We start from the raw sequence: 19,702 nt of genomic DNA, 5'->3' as shown, positions 1-19,702 counted from the left end.
CGTGTGCCTGTCTCCTGTCGTCGCGTCTGGTCGTTCGGTGTCTGCGGTCGCTTGGCAGCGCTTCTCAAGGGGCGTATCGGGTGAGTCAGTTTCGTCGCGCGTCCGGCGACAGCAGTATCTGCGGCGGCCGCGGCGCATCGCTCAGGCCCTCGGCGTCGTCCTCCTGCAGGGCGGGCGGGCGGCGGCGGAAGGCCGCCTGGCCGTTGACCATCCGCACCTCGCCGGTCAGCACCATCCGCAGCGCATGCGGATAGAGCCGGTGTTCGGCCCTCAGCAGCCGGTCGGCGAGGCTGTCGGCATTGTCCTCGGGCTCGATGGCGATCGCCGCCTGAGCGATGATCGGCCCCTCATCCATGCGCTCCGTGACGTAGTGCACCGTGCAGCCATGAACGCGCATGCCGGCGGCGAGCGCCCGGGCATGGGTGTCGAGGCCGGGAAACAGTGGCAGCAGCGACGGGTGGATGTTGATCATCCGGCCGTCGAAACGACGCACGAAGTCCGTCGTCAGGAGCCGCATGTAGCCGGCGAGGCAGATGACGTCCGGATTGACAGCCTCGAGGACGTCGAGCACCGCCCGCTCGTGCTCCTCGCGGCTCTGATAGGCCTTCTGGTCGACGGCATGGGCGGCGATGTCGTAGCGCCGCGCCGTCTCGAGGCCCGCAGCGTCCGGCCGGTTGGCGATCACCGCGCTCACCTCGCCGGGAAAGGCCGGATCCATGCAGGCGGCGATGATCGCTTTCATGTTGGTGCCGCGACCTGAAATCAGCACCGCGATGCGCTTGCGCTGCGCCGCCGTCATGAGAGCGCCAGCTCGCCGTTGAATGTTACGCCGGCGCCCTCACGCGGAGAGAGCCGGCCGAGCGGCACCACGGTTTCGCCTGCCTCGGCCAGCATCGCCGAAGCATTTGCCGCGTCTGCCGCGGAGGTCACGACGATCATGCCGATGCCGCAGTTGAAGGTGCGCAGCATCTCGGGCGCGGGGACGCCGCCGATCTTCGCCAGCCATGAAAACACCGGCGGGACGGGGACCGCGAAGAGGTCGATCTCGGCCGCGAGGTGATCGGGCAGGACGCGCGGAATGTTTTCCGTAAAGCCGCCGCCGGTGATGTGGGCGAGCGCCTTGATGCCGGCGCCGCCGCGGATCGCCTCGATCAGCGGCTTCACATAGATCCGCGTCGGCTCGAGCAGCGCGTCGCCGAGGCTGCGGCCGGCCTCGAAGGGCGCCGGCGCGTCGTAGGAAAGGCCGCTGCGCTCGACGATCCGGCGCACCAGCGAATAGCCGTTGGAATGCACCCCCGACGAGGCGAGGCCGAGGATCACGTCGCCGGCAACGAGCCTTTCCGTCTGCGGCAGCAACGTTCCGCGCTCGGCAGCTCCGACGGCGAAGCCTGCGAGGTCGTAGTCGCCCTTCGCGTAGAGCCCCGGCATTTCGGCGGTCTCGCCGCCGAGCAGCGCGCAGCCGGCCATGCGGCAGCCGGCGGCGATCCCCTCGACGATCGCGGCGCCTTCCTCCGGGTCGAGATGGCCGGTGGCGTAGTAATCGAGGAAGAGCAGCGGCTCGGCGCCCTGCACCACGAGATCGTTGACGCACATCGCGACGAGATCGATGCCGATCGTCGCGTGGCGGCCGGTCTCGATGGCGATCTTGACCTTGGTGCCGACGCCGTCATTGGCGGCGACGAGGATCGGATCGGCAAAGCCCGCGGCCTTGAGGTCGAACAGCCCGCCGAAACCGCCGATCTCGCCGTCGGCGCCCTTGCGCGTCGTCGAGCGCACATGCGGCTTGATCCGCCGGACCATCTCGTTGCCGGCATCGATGTCGACCCCGGCATCGCGGTAGGTCAATGAATCGCGTTGGTCTGCCATCGGCCCTTTGCCCCGTTTCTGCCGGAGTTGACATGATCGGGGGCCGCGAGCAAGACCCGCGGCATGGGTGTGTGTCTTCGAAGCGACGTCCGCATGGCCGCGAAACCGATGTCCGCGGCTTTCAATGCCGGCCCTTCGACACCACTTGGTCATGGGCCCGCGAACCGGCGTCAGTGGGTGGTCCGGAGGCCTTCATGACGATCCCCAACCTGATCTCCATCGCCAGGCTGCTCGCCGTTCCGCTGATGATCTGGGCGCTGATCGGCGGCAACTGGCCGCTCGCCTTCGCCACCTTCGTCGTCGCCGGGATCTCGGATGCCGTCGACGGCGCCATCGCCCGCCATTTCGACCAGCAGTCGACCCTTGGCCTCTATCTCGATCCGATCGCCGACAAGGCGCTTCTGTCCACCGTGTTCATCGGTCTCGGCCTGCTCGGCCGGCTGCCGGACTGGCTGGTGATCGCCGTGGTCAGCCGCGACGTCCTGATCGTCGCCGCCTTTCTCCTCGCCTATGTGATGGGGCTGCCGATGACGGTGCAGCCGCTCTTCGTCTCGAAGGCGACGACGGCGGCGCAGATCGTGCTCGCGGCGAGCGTCCTCGGCGAATCGGCCTTCGGTCTGAGCCTTGGCCCCGTCATCGATCTTCTCGTCGTCCTTACGGCGATCTTGACCGTCGCCTCGGCCGCCGCCTATCTCATCGACTGGCTACGGCATATGGCGTCGCCCCACGGAGCCGAACCGAAGGACGACGAGGGCCCATGACCGACCGCAGTGCGCTGATCAGGCGGCAGGTTCTGTTCTGGAGCATCACCGCATCCGTGGCGGTGCTGCTTTTGTGGTTGTTCTCCGGCATCCTCCTGCCCTTCGTCCTCGGCATGATGATCGCCTATTTCCTTGACCCGGTCGCCGACTGGCTCGAGCGGAACGGCGTCTCGCGGCTGTGGGCGACGATCCTGATCCTCGTCCTGTTTCTGATGATCTTCATCGGCGTCATCGTGCTGCTGGTACCGGTCATCGTCGAGCAGACCGCCGGCATCGCCGGCCGCATCCCAGACTATGTCGACAGGGTGCAGGCGATCATGAGCGACATCCGGTCGAGCTCGATCGGCTGGCTGCTGCCCCAGGGCGAGGCCAATCTGAAGCAGGACCTCGGCAAGCTGGTCAGCGAAGGCGCCGGCATCATCACCGCCTTCGTCGCCTCGCTGTGGTCCTCCTCGCTGGCGGTGGTCAATTTCGTCTCGCTCTTCGTCGTCACCCCCGTCGTCGCCTTCTACATGCTGCTCGACTGGGACCGCATGGTCGCGCGGATCGACGACTGCGTGCCGCGCCAGCACGTGACGACCATCAGGCGGCTTGCCCGCGACATCGACCGCTCCGTCGCCGGCTTCCTGCGCGGGCAGGGCAGCCTCTGCCTCATCCTCGGCACCTTCTACGGCGTCGCCCTGTCGGCGGTGGGGCTGAATTTCGGCCTGCTGATCGGGCTGTTCGCCGGCCTCGTCTCCTTCATCCCCTATATCGGCTCGATCAGCGGGCTGGTGCTGTCGGTGGGCGTCGCTCTGGTGCAGTTCTGGCCGGACTGGCCGTGGATCGTCGCGGTGGGCGCGATCTTCTTCGTCGGCCAGTTCCTCGAGGGCAACATCCTGCAGCCGAAGCTCGTCGGCGCCTCCGTCGGGCTGCATCCGGTCTGGCTGATGTTCGCGCTCCTCGCCTTCGGCGCGATGTTCGGCTTCGTCGGGCTCCTGATCGCGGTGCCCTCGGCGGCGGCCGTCGGCGTGCTGGTGCGCTTTGCCCTCTCGCAATATCTCCAGAGCGAGATGTATTTCGGCCGCGAGCCGACGCGCCAGGAAACCGAGATGATCGAGAACGACGTCGTTCCGCCGGCGCTGCCGCCGCGCCCCAAGGCCGGCGCCGATCCGGCGGTCTGAGGCGGCGATGGCAAGGCAGCTGCCGCTCGACCTTCCGCACCGCCCGTCCCATGCGCGCGACGATCTCGTCGTCTCGGCGGCGAACCGCCTTGCCGTCGAGGCGGTCGACGCCTTTCCGGACTGGCCGCATCCGGTGCTCCTCGTCACCGGGCCTGCCGGCTCCGGCAAGAGCCATCTTGCCGAGGTCTGGGCCGGCGAGGCGGGGGCCGTCGTCGCCGGTGGTCACGATCTCGGTGCGATCCTGCGGGCAGACGATTTCCGCGTCGTCGTCGACGACGTCGACCGCGCCGGGGTGGACGAGGCGGCGCTGTTCGCCCTCGTCAATGCGGCCCGGCTCGGCGGCGGCTCGCTGCTCCTGACCAGCCGTGTTCCCCCCGCGGCGCTCGACATCGCCATGCCGGACCTGCGCTCGCGGCTCGCCGCCGCCACCATCGCCGCGCTCGGTGCGCCGGACGACGCGCTTCTGACCGGCGTCCTCGCCAAGCTCTTCGCCGACCGGCAGATCGAGGTGGAGCCGGGGGCCCTGCGCTATCTGGTCGAGCGGATGGAACGCTCCCTCGACGACGCCCGCAGGATCGTCGCCGCGGTCGACCGGGAAGCGCTGGCGGAGAAGAAGAAGGTGACGCGCCCGCTGCTTCGCCGGGTTCTCGGCGAGGAGGGATGGCATTCAGCCTGAGCCGGGCCTGGTCATGTCATGTCATGAAAGCGTCGTTAGCAATGGCTAGTGGTCCGCTTCCGACATCGAGACCTGTTCGGTGGCAATCGCCGAGCCGATGTCGAAATCGCAAGGCCGCTGGTCAAGTCTATGTTTTTAGGGGATTTTTCAATTTGGCATAGGTTCCAGTGCTTGACCTCGACCGGGACCCGATTGTCAAATCCGATCCATCACGGCATCGGCCCGAAATTCGGGGCCGGTTTTCGCGAGGCGCGATGCGGTGATTGAATGAGTGAGAGCGTCCCGGCGCGTCGCATCAGACGCGCGGCGGTCTGGGTAAAGTGACAAGCAAGGGGATGGCACGATGAGCGACAGGGACGGCACCGAGACGCCGGCAGGCGAGACCGGAGCGAACTCCGCCGGAGGCGAGACGAGCCGGCCGCGCGCTCCCCGGCGCCCGCGCGCCGCTCCCGCCGCCGGCCGGGCCGCGCCGCGCAAGGCCCCCGGCGAAACCGCCAAGCCGCGCCAGGCGCCGCGCCGGCGCGCCGCTGCCGCGACGGCTGCCCGGGCGGCCTCCGCCAGCGAGACGGCCGATGCCGCCGAGGCGCTGGTGTCGGAAGCCGCGATGATCCTTGCCGACGTTCCCGAGCCGGAGCCGCAGCCGGCCCGGATCACCGCCGAGGCGGTGGAACTGCCGGCCGATCGCTACATCAACCGGGAACTCTCCTGGCTGCAGTTCAATCGCCGGGTGCTTGAGGAATCCCAGAACGAGAACCATCCGCTGCTCGAGCGGGTCCGTTTCCTGTCGATCTCGGCCGACAATCTCGACGAGTTCTTCATGGTCCGCGTTGCGGGCCTTGCCGGCCAGGTGCGCGAGAAGCTGCCTGTCCGCTCGATCGACGGCATGACACCGCAGGAGCAGCTCGACCGGATCCTTGCGGAGGTCAGCCAGCTGCAGAGCGAGCAGCAGGCCTCCCTCGCCGACCTGATGAAGGCGCTGCGGGCCGAAAAGATCATGATCGTCGGCGCCGGCGAATTGAAGGGCGAGGACCGGGCCTGGCTGCAGAGGGTCTTCGAGGAGCGGATCTTCCCGATCCTGACGCCGCTGTCGATCGATCCGGCTCATCCGTTTCCGTTCATTCCCAATCTCGGCTTCTCGATCGCCCTCTCCCTCGTCAGGGAACGCGATTCCAACGGCATGAACGCCCTTCTGCGCCTGCCGGTGGCGCTGCAGCGCTTCATCGAGATGCCGCTGACGGCCGACGGCGCGGCGCGGTTCGTGCCGCTCGAAAGCGTCGTCGCGCTGTTCATCGGCAAGCTCTTCCCCGGCTACCGCGTGAAGGGCTCGGGCACCTTCCGGATCATTCGCGACTCCGACATCGAGGTGGAGGAAGAGGCCGAGGACCTGGTGCGGCTGTTCGAAAGCGCGCTGAAGCGCCGGCGTCGCGGCTCGGTGATCCGCATCGAGTTCGATTCGGTGATGCCGGAAGGCCTGCGCAACTTCGTCGCCGCCGAGCTCGAAGTGCCGGAAGCGCGGATCTCGGTAATGGACGGCATGCTGGCGCTCGATTCCATGTCGCAGCTCTGCAAGCTCGATCGCGACGATCTGAAGTTTCAGCCCTACATCCCGCGCTTTCCCGAGCGGATTCGCGAGCATAACGGCGACTGCTTCGCGGCGATCCGCGAGAAGGACATCGTCGTCCACCACCCCTACGAATCCTTCGACGTGGTGGTCCAGTTCGTCCGCCAGGCGGCGATGGATCCCAACGTCATCGCCATCAAGCAGACGCTCTATCGCACCTCGAACGACTCGCCGATCGTCCGCGCGCTGATCGACGCGGCCGAGGCCGGCAAGTCGGTGACGGCGCTGATCGAACTGAAGGCGCGCTTCGACGAGGAGGCGAACATCCGCTGGGCCCGCGACATGGAGCGGGCCGGCGTGCAGGTGGTGTTCGGCTTCATCGAGAAGAAGACCCACGCCAAGCTGTCGCTGGTGATCCGGCGCGAGGAAGGCCGTTTTGTCAGCTTCTGCCACATCGGCACCGGCAACTATCACCCGATCACCGCGAAGATTTATACCGACCTCTCCTACTTCACTGCCGACCCCGACATCGCCCATGACGTCGGCCTCGTCTTCAACTACATCACCGGCTATGCCGAGCCCTCCGAGGTGAAGAAGCTCGCCGTCTCGCCGGTGACGATGCGCTCGAAGATCATCGGCCATATCGAGGACGAGATCGCCCATGTCAGGGCCGGACGGCCAGGGCAGATCTGGATGAAGATGAACTCGCTGGTCGACGGCGCGGTGATCGACGCGCTCTACCGGGCGAGCCAGGCCGGCGTCGAGATCGACCTGGTGGTGCGCGGCATCTGCTGCCTGAAGCCGCGGGTGTCGGGCCTGTCCGACAACATTCGCGTGAAGTCGATCGTCGGCCGCTTCCTCGAGCACAGCCGCATCTTCTGCTACGGCAACGGCCATGGCCTGCCCTCGGACCAGGCGATCGTCTATCTTGGCTCGGCCGACATGATGCCGCGCAATCTCGATCGGCGCGTCGAGGTGCTGGTGCCGGTCACCAACCCCACTGTTCACAGCCAGATTCTGTCCCAGATCATGCTGGGCAACATTCTTGACAACCAGCAGAGCTGGTCGGTAGCTGCGGACGGCTCGTCGCGTCGTATCGTGCCCTCGCCGGGCGAACAGCCGTTCAACGCCCAACGCTACTTCATGACCAACCCGAGCTTGTCGGGTCGCGGTAAAGCGCTGAAGACGGATGCTCCAAGACTCATCGCAAGACAAAAGGCCGAACACGGCCGCTTCGACTGACACACCCGCCCTCGGCCGCCTGCCGGGCATGCGGCCCGTCGGCGTCATCGACATCGGATCGAACTCGGTCCGCCTGGTCATCTACGAGGGCCTGGCGCGCTCGCTGACGGTGCTGTTCAACGAAAAGGTCCTGAGCGGGCTCGGCAAGGGGCTCGCCCAGACCAACCGGCTCGACGGCCAGGCGGTCGAGAGCGCCCTTGCGGCGCTCCGCCGCTTCGCGCTGATCGCAAGCCAGGCAGGCGTCGAGCAGCTCTATCCGATCGCCACCGCCGCCGCCCGCGAGGCGCAGAACGGCGCCGAGTTCATCGCCGCCGCCGAGGCGGTGCTCGGGCGACAGATCATCATCCTTTCCGGCGCCGACGAGGCGCGCGGCGCGGCAAACGGCGTCCTTGCCGGTTTCTACCGGCCGGACGGCATCGTCGGCGATCTCGGCGGCGGCAGCCTCGAACTCATCGACGTGACCCCTGACGGGCTCGGCGAGGGCATCACCACCCCGCTCGGCGGGCTGCGCCTGCGCGATCTTTCCGGCGGCGACCTTAACAAGGCGCAGAGCATCGCCGACAGCCACGTTTCGGCCTCGGCGCTGGCCGGCAAGGGTGAGGGCCGGGCGTTCTTCGCCGTCGGCGGTACCTGGCGCAACCTCGCCAAGCTGCACATGGAACAGCAGAACTATCCGCTGCATGTGATGCATGCCTATGAGCTTCCGGCGGCCGGGCTCGACGGCTTCCTCGATGCGGTGATCAAGTCGGATCCGGAAAAGCTCCCCGGCATCGCCGCGGTCTCGAAGTCGCGGCGGGCGCTTCTCGCCTATGGCGCCGTGGCGCTGAGAAGCGTCCTGCGCTTCGTCAAGCCGCAGAAGATCGTCATGTCGGCCCTCGGCGTCCGCGAGGGTTTCCTCTATGACCAGCTGCCGCAGGACGAGCAGGCCAAGGACCCGCTGCTCGAAAGCTCCTGGGAACTGGCGATGCTGCGCTCGCGCTCGCCGGACCATGCCCGTGAGCTGATCGACTGGTCGCGCCGCAGCTTCGAGGCGCTCGGCATCGACGAGACGCCGGAGGAGGAGCGCCTGCGTGTCGCCGCCTGCCTCCTCGCCGACATCGGCTGGCGCGCCCATCCCGACTATCGCGGCAAACAGGCGCTGTCGATCATCGCCCATGCGGCGATGCCGGCGGTCGACCACCGCGGCCGCGCCTTTCTCGGCCTCACCAATTTCTACCGGCACGAAGGCAGCCTCGAACAGCAGCACATTCCCGAGCTCGAGCGCCTGGTCGACGAGAGGCTGCTGAAGCGGGCGCAGATCCTCGCCTCGCTGTTCCGCGTCACCTACCTTCTCACCGCGTCGATGCCGGGCATCCTCGACCAGTTCAAATGGGCGCAGGACCCGCGCGGCGGCTTCACCCTGGCAATGCCGGCGCATCTCGCCGATCTCATCGGCGAGCGCCCGGAGGGACGGCTCCAGCAATTTGCCAGGATCGTCGACAAGACCCTGCGCATGGAAGCGCGCTGAGCCTGGTCGGGCTCTTGCGCAATTCCGGAGAGGAGATGGCGCTGGAAAATTTCGTCTTCGAACCCGACGAGACGATGCCCAACAGTCCTTTGCCGCTGATCGTCCTGCCCGGCGCCGTCCCGGCCGGCGAGGCGACGCCCGAGGCCGTGCAGATTCGTTTCGAGGAGAACGGCTGGCAGGGCACCTGGCTCTACACCGTCTTCGACTATTGGCATTATCACGTCGAAGGCCACGAGGTGCTCGGCTGCGTTTCGGGCGAGGCGACGATCGGCTTCGGCGGTGACGGCGGCGGGAAAGTCGCGATGACGCCCGGCGACGTGGTGGTCATTCCCGCCGGCGTCGGCCACAGGCGGCTCGCCGGCAGCTCCGGATTCCAGGTGGTTGGCGCCTATCCGCCCGGCCAGAACGGCGCGATCACCCGCGCCGGCAGCCTTCCGGTCGCGGCTGCGGCCGAACGGATCGCCGCACTCTGCCTGCCACGGACGGATCCCGTCAGCGGCCAGTTGCCCGGCGCGCTCGCGGTCTGGGGCGCGTGAGCTGCGCCGGCCCACCGAATCCGGCGAAAAATATGTCCATCGGCGTGCTTTTTTGCCGCACTGCCCTTCCGCTGGCCGGCGAAGGATGAAATAGAGAGGACCTCCCGCCAACCTGCCAGCCAAAGTCAGCCCGTACCCATGTCCGTCGTCAATCCGCCTGCATCTTCCGCTGCGACCGCCGCATCGGAGACGGAGGCGCCGCCGGAACGGGAAGTGACGCTGAAGATCATGCTGGTGCTGTCGCTGATCGTCGGCATCGTCGCCGGCATCGGCGCGATCTTCTTCAAATATCTGATCGCCTTCATCTATAATCTCGCCTTCTACGGCATCTTTTCCCTGCATCTCGATCCGAACGCCTATGGGCCCGCGAGCCCCTGGGGCGCGGGAATCATCCTCGTTCCGGTGATCGGCGGGCTGATCGTCGTCTGGCTGGTCAGGAGCTTTGCGCCGGAGGCCAAGGGGCACGGCGTGCCCGAGGTGATGTTCGCGATCTATCACCAGAACGGCAATGTCCGCGGCATCGTCGCCGCGGTGAAGTCGCTCGCCTCGGCGATCTCGATCGGCACCGGCGCTTCGGTCGGCCGCGAAGGGCCGATCATCCAGATCGGCTCGTCCTTCGGCTCGACCTTCGCCCGGGCGCTGAATCTCGTTCAGCACCAGAAGATCACGCTGCTTTCGGCGGGTGCCGGCGCCGGCATCGCCGCGACATTCAACACCCCGCTTGGCGGCGTGCTGTTCGCCTCGGAAGTGCTTCTGCCGGAGGTCTCGACCCGCACCTTCCTGCCGGTCGTCGTGGCGACGGCGACCTCCACCTATGTCTATCGCGCCGTGATGGGCGTCGAATCCGCCTTCGTCGTCCCCTTCGACGGTCTCGTCCAGGGTCATCTCGTCAATGGCGCCGAGCTTCTTCTCGCCGCCGCCCTCGGCGTCCTGATGGGGCTGGCCGCCTATGCCTTCGTCAAGGTGCTCGCCTGGTCGGAGGATCTCTTCGACGATTCCGGCATCAACCCCTATCTCCAGAACGTCATCGGCATGGTCTCCGTCGGCCTTCTCGGCTACGGATTCATGCTCGCCACCGGCCATTACCACGTCTACAGCGTCGGCTATTCGACGATCCAGGACGTGCTCAACGGCGGCATGACGACGGCCTGGCTGCTGCTCCTGCTGTTTGCCGGCAAGCTCGTCGCCACCTGCCTCAGTCTCGGCTCGGGCGCCTCCGGCGGCATCTTCTCGCCGAGCCTCTTCATGGGCGCGACGCTCGGCGGCGCGGTCGGCGTCATCGGCGAGGCGGTGCTTCCCGGCGCCGGCATCTCGCCGGAGACCTTCGCCATCATCGGCATGGGCGCGATGGTCGGCGGCGCCACCTCGGCCGCGATGACCGCCATCGTGATGATCTTCGAGATGACCCGCGACTACGAGATCATCCTGCCGCTGGTGCTCTCCGTGGCGCTGGCGATCGGCGTCAGACGGGCGCTGACGACCGCCGACATCTATACGATCAAGCTGCGCAACCGCGGCAAGCCGATCCCGACCGACCGCACCACCAACATGTTCCTGGTGCGCCAGGCGAGCGAGGTGATGTATCGCGATTTCGTGGTGCTGCCGGGCTCGATGACGGTGACCGAGGCGCTGAAGCAGGTCGAGGTCCACAAGACCCGCGTCATCACGACCGACGGAACGCGCATCACCGGCTATGTCCGGTTCGGCACGATCCCCTATCAGGCCGACCGCTTCGCAAGGCAGACCCTCGGCGACATCGCCTCGTCGGAATTCATCATCGCTTCAATCGGGAACAACCTGAATACGGTGGTCACCCGAATGAACCGGCGCAACCGCACCTATGCGATCGTCGTGCGCAACACCCGCGGCCTGCCGCGGCCGGAGGACATCGCCGGCATCATCGGCCGCGAGGAAATCGCCAACGCCCTGGTGCGCAACCACTACGGCTGAGGCGTCGGCCCCCGAGCGCTGCACGTTCCGAGCAACGCGAGACGGACGCTCCAGCATATCCGATCAAGACATCGGCCCGGAATCGCTGGTGATTCCGGGCCGATGTCGTTTGGACGTCGCCGCTTGAGCGAAGGTGAGCGCTGACGCGTCTCTCCTCGTTGGCCTATTTGCGGCGGAGCGTGCCGTAGACGATGTTGCGGTTGGTTCCGTACCAGACGTCGCAGTCGAAGGCGTTGCGGTCGACGCTGGCATTGATGATGTCCCACATGTCGTCGGCCGAGCGCAGGATCAGCGGCCAGTCCATGAAGGTTTCCATGTAGCCGTCGGAGGTGATCTCGTCGCTGAAATTGGCAAAGAGCAGCATGCCGCCGGGGCGAACGAACTCCACCATCCGCTGCATCAGCTTGATCGCCACTTTCCGCTGCAGATAGTCGTACAGGCCCGAGGCGTAGACGAGATCGAAATCGCCGAGGTGGCCGTAGGAGCGCTTCAGCAGCCCCATCACCGAACCTGTCATCGGCTGGACGACGGCGCCGCCGATGTCGCGGGTCATCACGCCGACGCTGACCGGATCCTGGTCGAGCGCCACCCAGCGTTTGATCTTGCCGGCCGGAAGGCTCTTGCAGATCTCGGCCTCGCGCAGATGGCCGGCGGCCACCGCGAAGATTTCCACGTCGCCGCCGGCGCGCTCCGCCGCTTCGTCGACGGTGCGGGCGAGAATCTGGCAACGCTCGCGGCCCGCCGCGCAGGCCGGCACGTTCACCGTATAGTCGTAGATCTCGCGGCCGCGCGGGGTCGCTTCGGCGACTTCCGACGCCATGCTCGGATGCTGGTAGTAGAGGTCGAGAAGGCTGGCATCGCCGGAATAGCCGCGTGGTTTGGTGAACGACCAGTTCGACAGCGGATCCTCCGCGAGGAACTCGGCAACCGGGTGATCCTGGGCGATGGCGACGAGCTTCTCCCAGACTGCCGTAGAGGAGGTTGCCCGCATTTGATGCAAATCGCCGGCAAGCCGCGCTACAATTTCCGCTGCCGGTCGCGCATTTTCGAAGCCTTGCTTCGCCAGTTCGAGAATGATCGACAGTTTTCCACTGTATTCGAGAATTTCTCCATCTGTATTGTCATCCGTCTGGACTACGGATTTGCCGCGGAAAAGCTCACTGGTGATAAGGCTTTGCTCATCGATGCTGATCGAAGGCTTGACTGTGGACATCGCATTTCTCCGTGGCAATGGCACTTTCTCGATTAAAGCTTAAACGGGCAAATTAAGGAAGCATTAATATTAACAGTGGTTAACGTTTGCGCCGGCCGCTGTCGCGCTGCCAGGTCGTTCAATGGCCGGTAAGGTTCTCTTGATAGTCTGGCGACCGTATTGAACGTCGTCGTGGGCGCAGTCGTGCTGCAGCAGGAGCTGACTTGCGGCGCTTACCCCGTCGTATGTCGGAGGCGAGCAGATGGCTGAGGCTGAGGACGAACTCCGCGATCGCGTCGAGCGCGCCCTCTCCGGTGAGCGCTGGCGGCCGGCCGATCCCGATCTCTACCGGATGTTCGAGGCGAGCACGGACCAGGTCGACAGGGCGTCGACCCGGGTCGGGGTGAGGGCGGCCGTCGCCTGCTTCGTGCTGTTCGGCAGCTTCGATCTCTGGCTGTTTCCCGATGTCGGCTGGATGTCGGTGGCGGTGCGTTTTGCCATCGGCGTCTTGTTCCTCGGCATCGTCGAATGGCAGGTGTCCCGCGGCCGCAGCATGGCCTCGATCAATGCCACCTGCGCCTTCGGGCTTGCGGTCGCGGCGCTCGGCTGGCTGCTCGTCGCCGCACGCACCGGCGCCCAGATGAGCTTTGCCGAGTTCATCATCTTCGGCACTGTGTTCGTCGTCAGTTCGAGCCTGTTCTTCCGGATTCGCTTCTGGGTCGGCGCCCTCAGTTCGACCAGCATCACGGTGCTGTTCGCCTGCGCGGCGATCGGCGCGGATGTCGATCTCGGCTTCAAGATCATCCTGGTGACGTTCTTCGTCTTCTTCCTCGGCCTTGCCCTCTATCTCTCCTGGCAGCTGGCGGCCGAGCGCTACGTGACCTTCCTCAATGCGACGCGGGCGCAGCTGAACGAGATGGATGTGCGCGAGAAGGGGGAGCAGCTCGCCCGCATCGCCAACACCGATCACCTGACCGGGCTGAAGAACCGCCGGGCGGTGGTCCAGGAATACGACGTGTTCCGCGAGCTCTGGCTGCGCGATGGCCGGCCGATCGGTGTCATCCTCATCGACGTCGACCACTTCAAGGCGTTCAACGACTATTACGGCCACCAGTCGGGCGACTATTGCCTCGTCGATGTCGGGCGAGCGTTGCAGGGTGCCGCGGCCGCGGCGGGCGGCGTCCTCGGCCGTTATGGCGGCGAGGAGTTCATCGCTTTTGCCCATGTCGCCGATCGCGACGCGCTCTACCAGTTCGCCGAGTCGGTCCGCCGCGCCGTCGAAGCGCTGGCGCTGCCCCATTCGCGTCGCCGGGACGGCACCTCGGTGGTCACCGTCAGCATCGGGGCGAGCATCACCCGGCCGGACGAGAGCTCCGACCTGGAACGCATGTGCAGCGAGGCCGACAACGCGCTCTATTCGGCCAAGGCGAACGGGCGCAACGGCACCCATCTCTTCGATCCGAAGGCGCCGCAGACCGACAACGAGGATCGCAACCTGGCGATCATCGTCGCCCAGGCGGTCGAGCGCGACCTTCTCTCGCTGGTCTACCAGCCGATCATCGATGTCAGTACCAACGAGGTCCATGCGGTCGAGGCGCTGATGCGGCTGCGCGACATCGACGGCATGACGATCGCGCCATCGGCCTTCATCCCCGTCGCCGAGCGCACCGGCGCCATCGTCCAGCTCGGGCGATGGGCGGTGCGCCGGGCGTGTTCGGAAATCCTCGCCAGGGGCCTGGCGCCGAAGGTGTCGGTCAACGTTTCGGCGTTCCAGCTGCGCGAGGCGAGTTTCCCGCTGTTCGTCGCCGGCGTCCTCGCCGAATTCGGGCTGGAGCCCTCGACGCTCGCCCTGGAGATCACCGAAGGCTTCGACATCGCCTCGGATTCGACCGTCATCCAAGCGGTGGTGGCGCTGCGCCGCGCCGGCGTCGAGGTCTGGCTGGACGATTTCGGAACCGGCTATGCCGGCCTCTCCTGGCTGCAGGCCGTCGACTTCACCCTGGTGAAGATCGATCAGCGCTTCTTGCAAGCCTGCGAGACCGAGGACGGCGCACGCTTCCTGCAGGACATTCTGACGCTGGTGAACAATCGCGGCCTGACGGTGGTTCTGGAAGGCGTCGAGACCGCGGCGCAGCTGGCGTTCCTGAAGAAGTTCGGCGTCCGCTTGGCCCAAGGCTATCACCTCGGCCGGCCCTGCGCGTCCGACATGCTGAGCGCAGTCAAAGCGCCCGCAAAGGCGGCACGGGCGCGCTGAGCGACGGCCGCCGGACGGCGGAACGGCCGGTTTCGCTGGCCGCTCTCGCTGCCTTTCTCGGCCAAAACCCTAGCCAGGCGCGGCAACAGACGATACCGATCCGTCCATCTGCAACGCAACGGACAGGATCATGGCAGAATACGACGTTCTCACCATCGGCAATGCCATCGTCGACGTCATTTCACGCGAGGATGACGGCTTTCTCGAACGCGAAACGATCCAGAAGGGCGGCATGACGCTCATCGACGCCGAGCGCGCCGAGCAGCTCTATGCCGCGATGGGGCCGGGCGTCGAGACCTCCGGCGGCAGCGCCGGCAACACGGTCGCCGGCTTCGTCAGCCTCGGCGGCACCGGCGCCTATATCGGCAAGGTCGCGAACGATCAGCTGGGCGGCATCTTCACCCACGACATCCGCTCGCTCGGCGTCAAGTACGAGACGAGGCCGCTCGAGGGCCATCCGCCGACGGCGCGCTGCATGGTCGTGGTGACGCCCGACGGCGAGCGCTCGATGAGCACCTATCTCGGCGCCTGCGTCGAACTCGGGCCGGAGGACATCGACGAGGCGATCGTGGCGAGCGCCAAGGTCACCTATTTCGAAGGCTATCTGTGGGATCCGCCGCGGGCCAAGGAGGCCATCGTCAAGGCCGCCAAGATCGCCAAGGCAAACGGCCGCTCGGTCGCCATGACGCTGTCGGATTCCTTCTGCGTCCACCGCTACCGCGCCGAATTCCTCGATCTTTTGCGCTCCGGCACCGTCGGCATCGTCTTTGCCAACGAGGCCGAGGCGCTGGCGCTCTACGAGACCGAGAATTTCGACGAGGCCTGCGCCGGGCTCGCCAGGGACGCCTCGCAGATCGCCGTGGTGACCCGCTCGGAAAAGGGCTGCGTGGTCCTGGAGGGCGACAAGCGCATCGACGTGCCGACCGAGACAGTCGACAAGCTGGTCGACACCACCGGTGCCGGCGATCTCTTTGCTGCCGGCTTCCTGCGCGGCTACACCGCCGGCCTCGACCGCGAGACCTCCGCCCGTCTCGGCAATCTGGCGGCGAGCCACATCATCCAGCAGATTGGCCCGCGGCCGCAGACGCCGCTCGCCGATCTGCCGAAGGTGAAGGCGCTCGTCTCCGCCGCCTGACCGGCAAAGGAGCGAAGAATGCCAAGGCCCTGCATCGAAAGGTGCGGGGCCTTTTGTTTGGCGTGATGGGAGCGGGTCGGTCGAATCGGCGGATACCGGAGCATTGGCCCGGCCCGACCTTTTCGCCCACTTCGCGCAGCACCCGTTTGCGGCGATCGGCAGCGATGTTGGACGGACCGGCGACGCGGCGAGTGCCGCGGCACTGTGATCGTGCCGATGGCCGGATATCTGGCCTGAATAGCGGTTTTGCCTGGGGGCAGGCGGCCTATTCGGCCGGGACCAGCCCCTCATGGGCGAAGATCTCGGCGTTGTCTTCGACCTGCATGCCGACGGGGGCACGCTTTTCGACGAGGCTCGGCGTCGTCAGTTCGAGAATGCGCTGGGACATGGCCGGGATCAGGATGGCCCGGGCCTCGCGCGTGTGAAAGCCGCCGTTCAGCTGGCAGGTCATCAGGAGGAAGTTGCGATAGGCGCGGATCATCGCGGGATCCGGCTTCTCGGCGCTCGACCAGAATTCCTCGAGCCCACCCTGGAAGGTCAGGCCGGCGACGTCGTAGACGGCCTTGCCGAGGCACTTCACCGGAACGCCGCTCATTACGCCCTGCAGGCCACCGGTGGAATTGATGGTCACCATGCAGTCGGTGCGCTCCATCAGGCCGGCAATGCCCGCCTTGCGCATGTAGACGGCGCGGCCCTTGAGGTCGAGCTTCTCGGCCAGCGCCTCGAAGGTCTTCTGCAGGCGCTCGATGCCGTAGTCGAGCGGGTGCTGCTTGACGACCAGGAAGGCGTCGTCGGGGGCGTGTCTGGCGAAGGAGGTCAGGACCTCCTCGAGAAACCGCCGGTTGGTTCCGAAGGGTGAGTGATAGCGGATCTGTCCGTCGCCGGGCTTCTGCATCAGGACGAGATAGATGCGCGAGCCGGGCTTCTGCTTGTGGGCGTCGACGGCCGCCAGTGCGGCGCTTTCGTCGTGCCACAGGCGCCAGGAATATTCGCCGAAATAGCCGATGCCCTGCCGCTCGACGGAATCGCCGTAGTAGCGGGAATTATAGGGCAGGATCGGCTTGAGCAGCATGCTCCAGAAGAAGTGCCGCATGGTGTTGACCACATGCGGGCGCATGTAGACCGGGAATTCGCGGCACTCGGACTGGGGCTTCGGCGCTTCGCTGATCACCGCCGGGTCGCAGCTGAGTTCGCTGTTGCCGTTCACGCCGTTCTGCGCGAGCGTCACGTGATGCGGGCGCAGATAGCCGTTCTCGAGCACCAGCCGGGTGAGACCCAGCCGCTTGGCGATGGCGAGAGCAATGCGGTTGCGCGGCAGGGTATCGTTATAGGTGACGACGGTCTGGATGCCGCGGCTGCGGATGACTTCCCGCAGGAAGCGCGCCCAGCTCATCGAGCGCTTGAGCATGATCCGATTGCGAGCGGGCGTTTCCGCCCAGTCCCCGCCCTCGAGGACGATCCGATAGACTTCGGCACCCTGGTTCTCGAGCGATTCAGCCAGTTCCCGAAAGAACTGTCCGAACGGCGCACCGATGAACAGGATGCGTTTCGTCGCCATTCTCTGCAACGCCCCCTAGCCCCCTGCCAGTGCCGGCTGCCAATCGTCTGCAACCGGTTTGATCATCGCAACAGCCGCAGTGGATACGCGGCCCATCCCCCGATGTAAACGATCGTGAAACTCTGCTGCTGATTTCTTGGCACTGGTGCGAGATCGCCACATACGTTGCGTCACCTGCGATCTCCGTGCTGATCGGCTGCAGTCTCTCCCCGAAACGCCTTACCCCGTACAAGCCTTCATTTGCGGCGATTTTGGGGTGGGCGCCCGATTGGCGGAAGGCTGCCGACGGGCCTGCAGTTAAGTCAGACTCGATATTTTCTAACATGATTTTCAGCTTATGCAACGGTAACGTTTTGCGATGCAGCAAAGCATTCCGTGAAGCGCATGTCATGCGTGCAGGAACGTTTGGAGTCGCCCTCAGCGAGAGTCGGGCAGGTGGACGCGAAGACCGCGGGAGATTGCCCTGAAGTCAGCGGATGACGGCATTTGCGCCGATCGCAGCCTGGTAGCGCGACACGGAACCTTCCGTTGCATGCATCTGGGGAGAAGCTCTTGCAGCTTGAAGATCGGACGCCGCGCGGAGCGAGTGTTCCGGGCGCTGCGCCGTGGTAAAGGACGGCGGGTCCGCCACGAAATTACAGCGATAATACTAATAATATTATCTGTAACGTCTTTGCCGGCGGTCAGATATCAAAGGCGAGAGAAGGGCTCTCCGGCCGTGCGATGACCGCATCGACGACGCGATTGCGGCCACGGCGCTTGGCCGCGTAGAGCGCCTTGTCGGCCGCCGCGACGAGCTCCGTCCCGTATTGCGACGGCCTCGCCGGGTCCGGCTCGATAGTGGCGCTGCCGATGCTGGTGGTCACTCTCTCCCAGCCGGTATTGCCGGGATGGGAGATCTTCAGCGCGGCGATTTCGCCGCGGATATCCTCGGCGACGGCGGCAGCCTGCGCCTGGTCCGCGGCAGGCAGGAGCACCGCGAATTCCTCCCCGCCATAGCGGCAGACGAGACTGTCCGGCCGGGGCTGCAGGGCGAGTTCGATGGCCTTGGCGATCACCCGCAGGCACAGATCGCCGATCTGGTGACCAAAGGTGTCGTTGAAGGCCTTGAAGTGGTCGATGTCGAGGATGAGGAGCGAGATCGGCTCCATCCGCGCGGCATAGTCGTTCGTCATCGTCGTGAGCGCGAGATCGAAGCCGCGGCGGTTGGAAACGCCGGTCAAGGGATCGAGGAGCGCAAGACGTTCGGATTCGGCGTTGCGCTGCCAGCGGTCGGTGATGTCGGTGGCGATCTTCATGACCGCGGTCGGGCGCCCCGATGCGTCGAGGATGGGGTTGTAGCTCGCCTGCAGCCAGATCGTCTTGCCGCAGCGGGCAATCCGCGGAAATTCGTCCTCGACATATTCGCCCGCCCGCAGCCGGTTCCAGAAGATCCGGTAGGCTTCGCTCTCGGCGACCTCGGGCGGCACGAATTCCCGGTGATTGCGTCCGAGGATTTCCTGCACCTCGTAGCCCATGATCGCCGCCAGCTTGGCGTTGGCCGCAAGAATCGTGCCGTTCATGGCGAATTCGATCATCGCCGTCGATCGCGAGATGGCGTTGAGCGTGCTCTCGTGATTGGCCGCGCGCTGTTTTTCGGCGGTGATGTCCGTCGCCAGCATCAGGATGCTGCGGATCTCGCCCTGTCTGCCGAGAATCGGATTATAGCTCGACTGCAGCCAGATCTCGCGGCCGCCATTGGCGACCATGCGCATTTCCCGCTGGACGAACTCACCGGCCTTCAGAAGCTCCCAGAAGGCGCGGTAGTGGGGCGTCTCGCGATCGTCGGCGCGGACGAACATGCAATGGTGCCGGCCGATCACCTCTTCGGGCCGATAGTGCATCAGCTGCAGGAAATTCTGGTTGGCCGAACGAACCTGGCCGTCGATGGAAAAATCCACGACCAGGTTCGAACGCGAAATCGCGTCGAGCAGATCGTCCGATTGCGGACCGGCCCCCTCCACCAGTGTCGTCGCGGTCATCATGCAATCGCACTTTCGGCATGGATCATATGAGCGATTTATAGAACGTCGAAATTGTATGTCTCGGCGCATCGTGCGCCGGACGGATGAAAGAGTTCTGAATGGCCGGGAAGGATTGACTGCAATTCCAGGTATTACAGAATGGCGCGGCAACGATATATCTGTCCGTCGACGCGGAAAGCGGCCGGAGAAAGCGAGGATCAGCTGGAATTGACAGTCAACTGGCAGATGTCATCAAAATCTGGTCTTGCGACCTGATATTCTGCGAAGAAAAGGATTG

General features: G+C 65.7%; 14 protein-coding genes. 9 read left to right on the top strand and 5 right to left on the bottom strand.

Annotated elements, in window-relative coordinates:
• Positions 1-85 precede the first annotated feature (85 nt).
• Together purN and purM are read right to left on the bottom strand one after the other, a co-directional pair.
• Complete coding sequence (gene purN / locus E3C22_RS15035; protein ID WP_134762848.1) at positions 86-799, bottom strand: phosphoribosylglycinamide formyltransferase; 714 nt, start codon at positions 797-799, stop codon at positions 86-88.
• Positions 796-1,866 (bottom strand): phosphoribosylformylglycinamidine cyclo-ligase, encoded by a 1,071-nt coding sequence (purM, locus tag E3C22_RS15030; RefSeq protein ID WP_134762847.1) that lies wholly within the window; start codon positions 1,864-1,866, stop codon positions 796-798. The genes purN and purM overlap by 4 nt, the downstream gene beginning before the upstream one ends.
• A gap of 194 nt (positions 1,867-2,060) precedes the next feature.
• Between purM and E3C22_RS15025 the strand changes: the two genes are divergently transcribed.
• The 7 genes from E3C22_RS15025 (at position 2,061) to E3C22_RS14995 (ending at position 11,262) form a co-directional block, all read left to right on the top strand.
• Positions 2,061-2,627, top strand: a complete 567-nt coding sequence (locus E3C22_RS15025; RefSeq protein WP_134762846.1) for a CDP-alcohol phosphatidyltransferase family protein — start codon at positions 2,061-2,063, stop codon at positions 2,625-2,627.
• Entirely contained in the window at positions 2,624-3,790 is a 1,167-nt protein-coding gene (locus E3C22_RS15020) for an AI-2E family transporter (protein ID WP_134762845.1), read from the top strand. The genes E3C22_RS15025 and E3C22_RS15020 overlap by 4 nt, the downstream gene beginning before the upstream one ends.
• A 7-nt stretch (positions 3,791-3,797) precedes the next feature.
• Positions 3,798-4,466, top strand: coding sequence for an HdaA/DnaA family protein (locus tag E3C22_RS15015; RefSeq protein WP_134762844.1), 669 nt, complete (start codon positions 3,798-3,800; stop codon positions 4,464-4,466).
• A gap of 604 nt (positions 4,467-5,070) precedes the next feature.
• Entirely contained in the window at positions 5,071-7,269 is a 2,199-nt protein-coding gene (locus tag E3C22_RS15010) for an RNA degradosome polyphosphate kinase (protein WP_134763032.1), read from the top strand.
• Between the two features lie 28 nt (positions 7,270-7,297).
• Positions 7,298-8,776 (top strand): Ppx/GppA family phosphatase, encoded by a 1,479-nt coding sequence (locus tag E3C22_RS15005; RefSeq protein ID WP_245515008.1) that lies wholly within the window; start codon positions 7,298-7,300, stop codon positions 8,774-8,776.
• Between the two features lie 35 nt (positions 8,777-8,811).
• The gene (locus E3C22_RS15000) at positions 8,812-9,312 is read left to right on the top strand and encodes a cupin domain-containing protein (protein WP_134762842.1); all 501 of its coding nucleotides are present in this window, start codon (positions 8,812-8,814) and stop codon (positions 9,310-9,312) included.
• Between the two features lie 213 nt (positions 9,313-9,525).
• The gene (locus tag E3C22_RS14995) at positions 9,526-11,262 is read left to right on the top strand and encodes a chloride channel protein (protein ID WP_245515007.1); all 1,737 of its coding nucleotides are present in this window, start codon (positions 9,526-9,528) and stop codon (positions 11,260-11,262) included.
• A gap of 163 nt (positions 11,263-11,425) precedes the next feature.
• Here the strand turns inward: E3C22_RS14995 and E3C22_RS14990 are convergent, their stop codons facing one another.
• On the bottom strand, positions 11,426-12,499 hold the full coding sequence (locus E3C22_RS14990; protein ID WP_245515006.1) for a class I SAM-dependent methyltransferase: 1,074 nt from the start codon (positions 12,497-12,499) through the stop codon (positions 11,426-11,428).
• A gap of 217 nt (positions 12,500-12,716) precedes the next feature.
• Here E3C22_RS14990 and E3C22_RS14985 point away from each other — a divergent pair, with 217 nt between their 5' ends.
• Both E3C22_RS14985 and E3C22_RS14980 read left to right on the top strand, forming a co-directional pair.
• A complete protein-coding gene (locus E3C22_RS14985) occupies positions 12,717-14,708 on the top strand; it encodes a putative bifunctional diguanylate cyclase/phosphodiesterase (RefSeq protein WP_134762839.1) in 1,992 nt (663 codons plus the stop codon).
• Between the two features lie 130 nt (positions 14,709-14,838).
• On the top strand, positions 14,839-15,843 hold the full coding sequence (locus tag E3C22_RS14980) for an adenosine kinase (RefSeq protein ID WP_134762838.1): 1,005 nt from the start codon (positions 14,839-14,841) through the stop codon (positions 15,841-15,843).
• 265 nt (positions 15,844-16,108) lie between these two features.
• Here the strand turns inward: E3C22_RS14980 and E3C22_RS14975 are convergent, their stop codons facing one another.
• Complete coding sequence (locus E3C22_RS14975; RefSeq protein ID WP_134762837.1) at positions 16,109-17,401, bottom strand: capsular biosynthesis protein; 1,293 nt, start codon at positions 17,399-17,401, stop codon at positions 16,109-16,111.
• Positions 17,402-18,084: 683 nt separating this feature from the next.
• The gene (locus tag E3C22_RS14970) at positions 18,085-19,425 is read right to left on the bottom strand and encodes a sensor domain-containing diguanylate cyclase (protein WP_167591783.1); all 1,341 of its coding nucleotides are present in this window, start codon (positions 19,423-19,425) and stop codon (positions 18,085-18,087) included.
• Positions 19,426-19,702: the final 277 nt, after the last annotated feature.

This window comes from Jiella endophytica, assembly GCF_004519335.1.
Lineage (GTDB): Bacteria > Pseudomonadota > Alphaproteobacteria > Rhizobiales > Rhizobiaceae > Jiella > Jiella endophytica.
Note: the sequence above shows the minus strand (reverse complement) of the source record. Positions and strands in the feature narration are given on the sequence as shown.

Coding starts and splice junctions, on each gene's coding strand:
- purN (WP_134762848.1), bottom strand. CDS start 799: ATGACGGCGGCGCAGCGCAAGCGCATCGCGGTGCTGATTTCAGGTCGC.
- purM (WP_134762847.1), bottom strand. CDS start 1,866: ATGGCAGACCAACGCGATTCATTGACCTACCGCGATGCCGGGGTCGAC.
- E3C22_RS15025 (WP_134762846.1), top strand. CDS start 2,061: ATGACGATCCCCAACCTGATCTCCATCGCCAGGCTGCTCGCCGTTCCG.
- E3C22_RS15020 (WP_134762845.1), top strand. CDS start 2,624: ATGACCGACCGCAGTGCGCTGATCAGGCGGCAGGTTCTGTTCTGGAGC.
- E3C22_RS15015 (WP_134762844.1), top strand. CDS start 3,798: ATGGCAAGGCAGCTGCCGCTCGACCTTCCGCACCGCCCGTCCCATGCG.
- E3C22_RS15010 (WP_134763032.1), top strand. CDS start 5,071: ATGATCCTTGCCGACGTTCCCGAGCCGGAGCCGCAGCCGGCCCGGATC.
- E3C22_RS15005 (WP_245515008.1), top strand. CDS start 7,298: ATGCGGCCCGTCGGCGTCATCGACATCGGATCGAACTCGGTCCGCCTG.
- E3C22_RS15000 (WP_134762842.1), top strand. CDS start 8,812: ATGGCGCTGGAAAATTTCGTCTTCGAACCCGACGAGACGATGCCCAAC.
- E3C22_RS14985 (WP_134762839.1), top strand. CDS start 12,717: ATGGCTGAGGCTGAGGACGAACTCCGCGATCGCGTCGAGCGCGCCCTC.
- E3C22_RS14980 (WP_134762838.1), top strand. CDS start 14,839: ATGGCAGAATACGACGTTCTCACCATCGGCAATGCCATCGTCGACGTC.
- E3C22_RS14975 (WP_134762837.1), bottom strand. CDS start 17,401: ATGGCGACGAAACGCATCCTGTTCATCGGTGCGCCGTTCGGACAGTTC.
- E3C22_RS14970 (WP_167591783.1), bottom strand. CDS start 19,425: ATGATGACCGCGACGACACTGGTGGAGGGGGCCGGTCCGCAATCGGAC.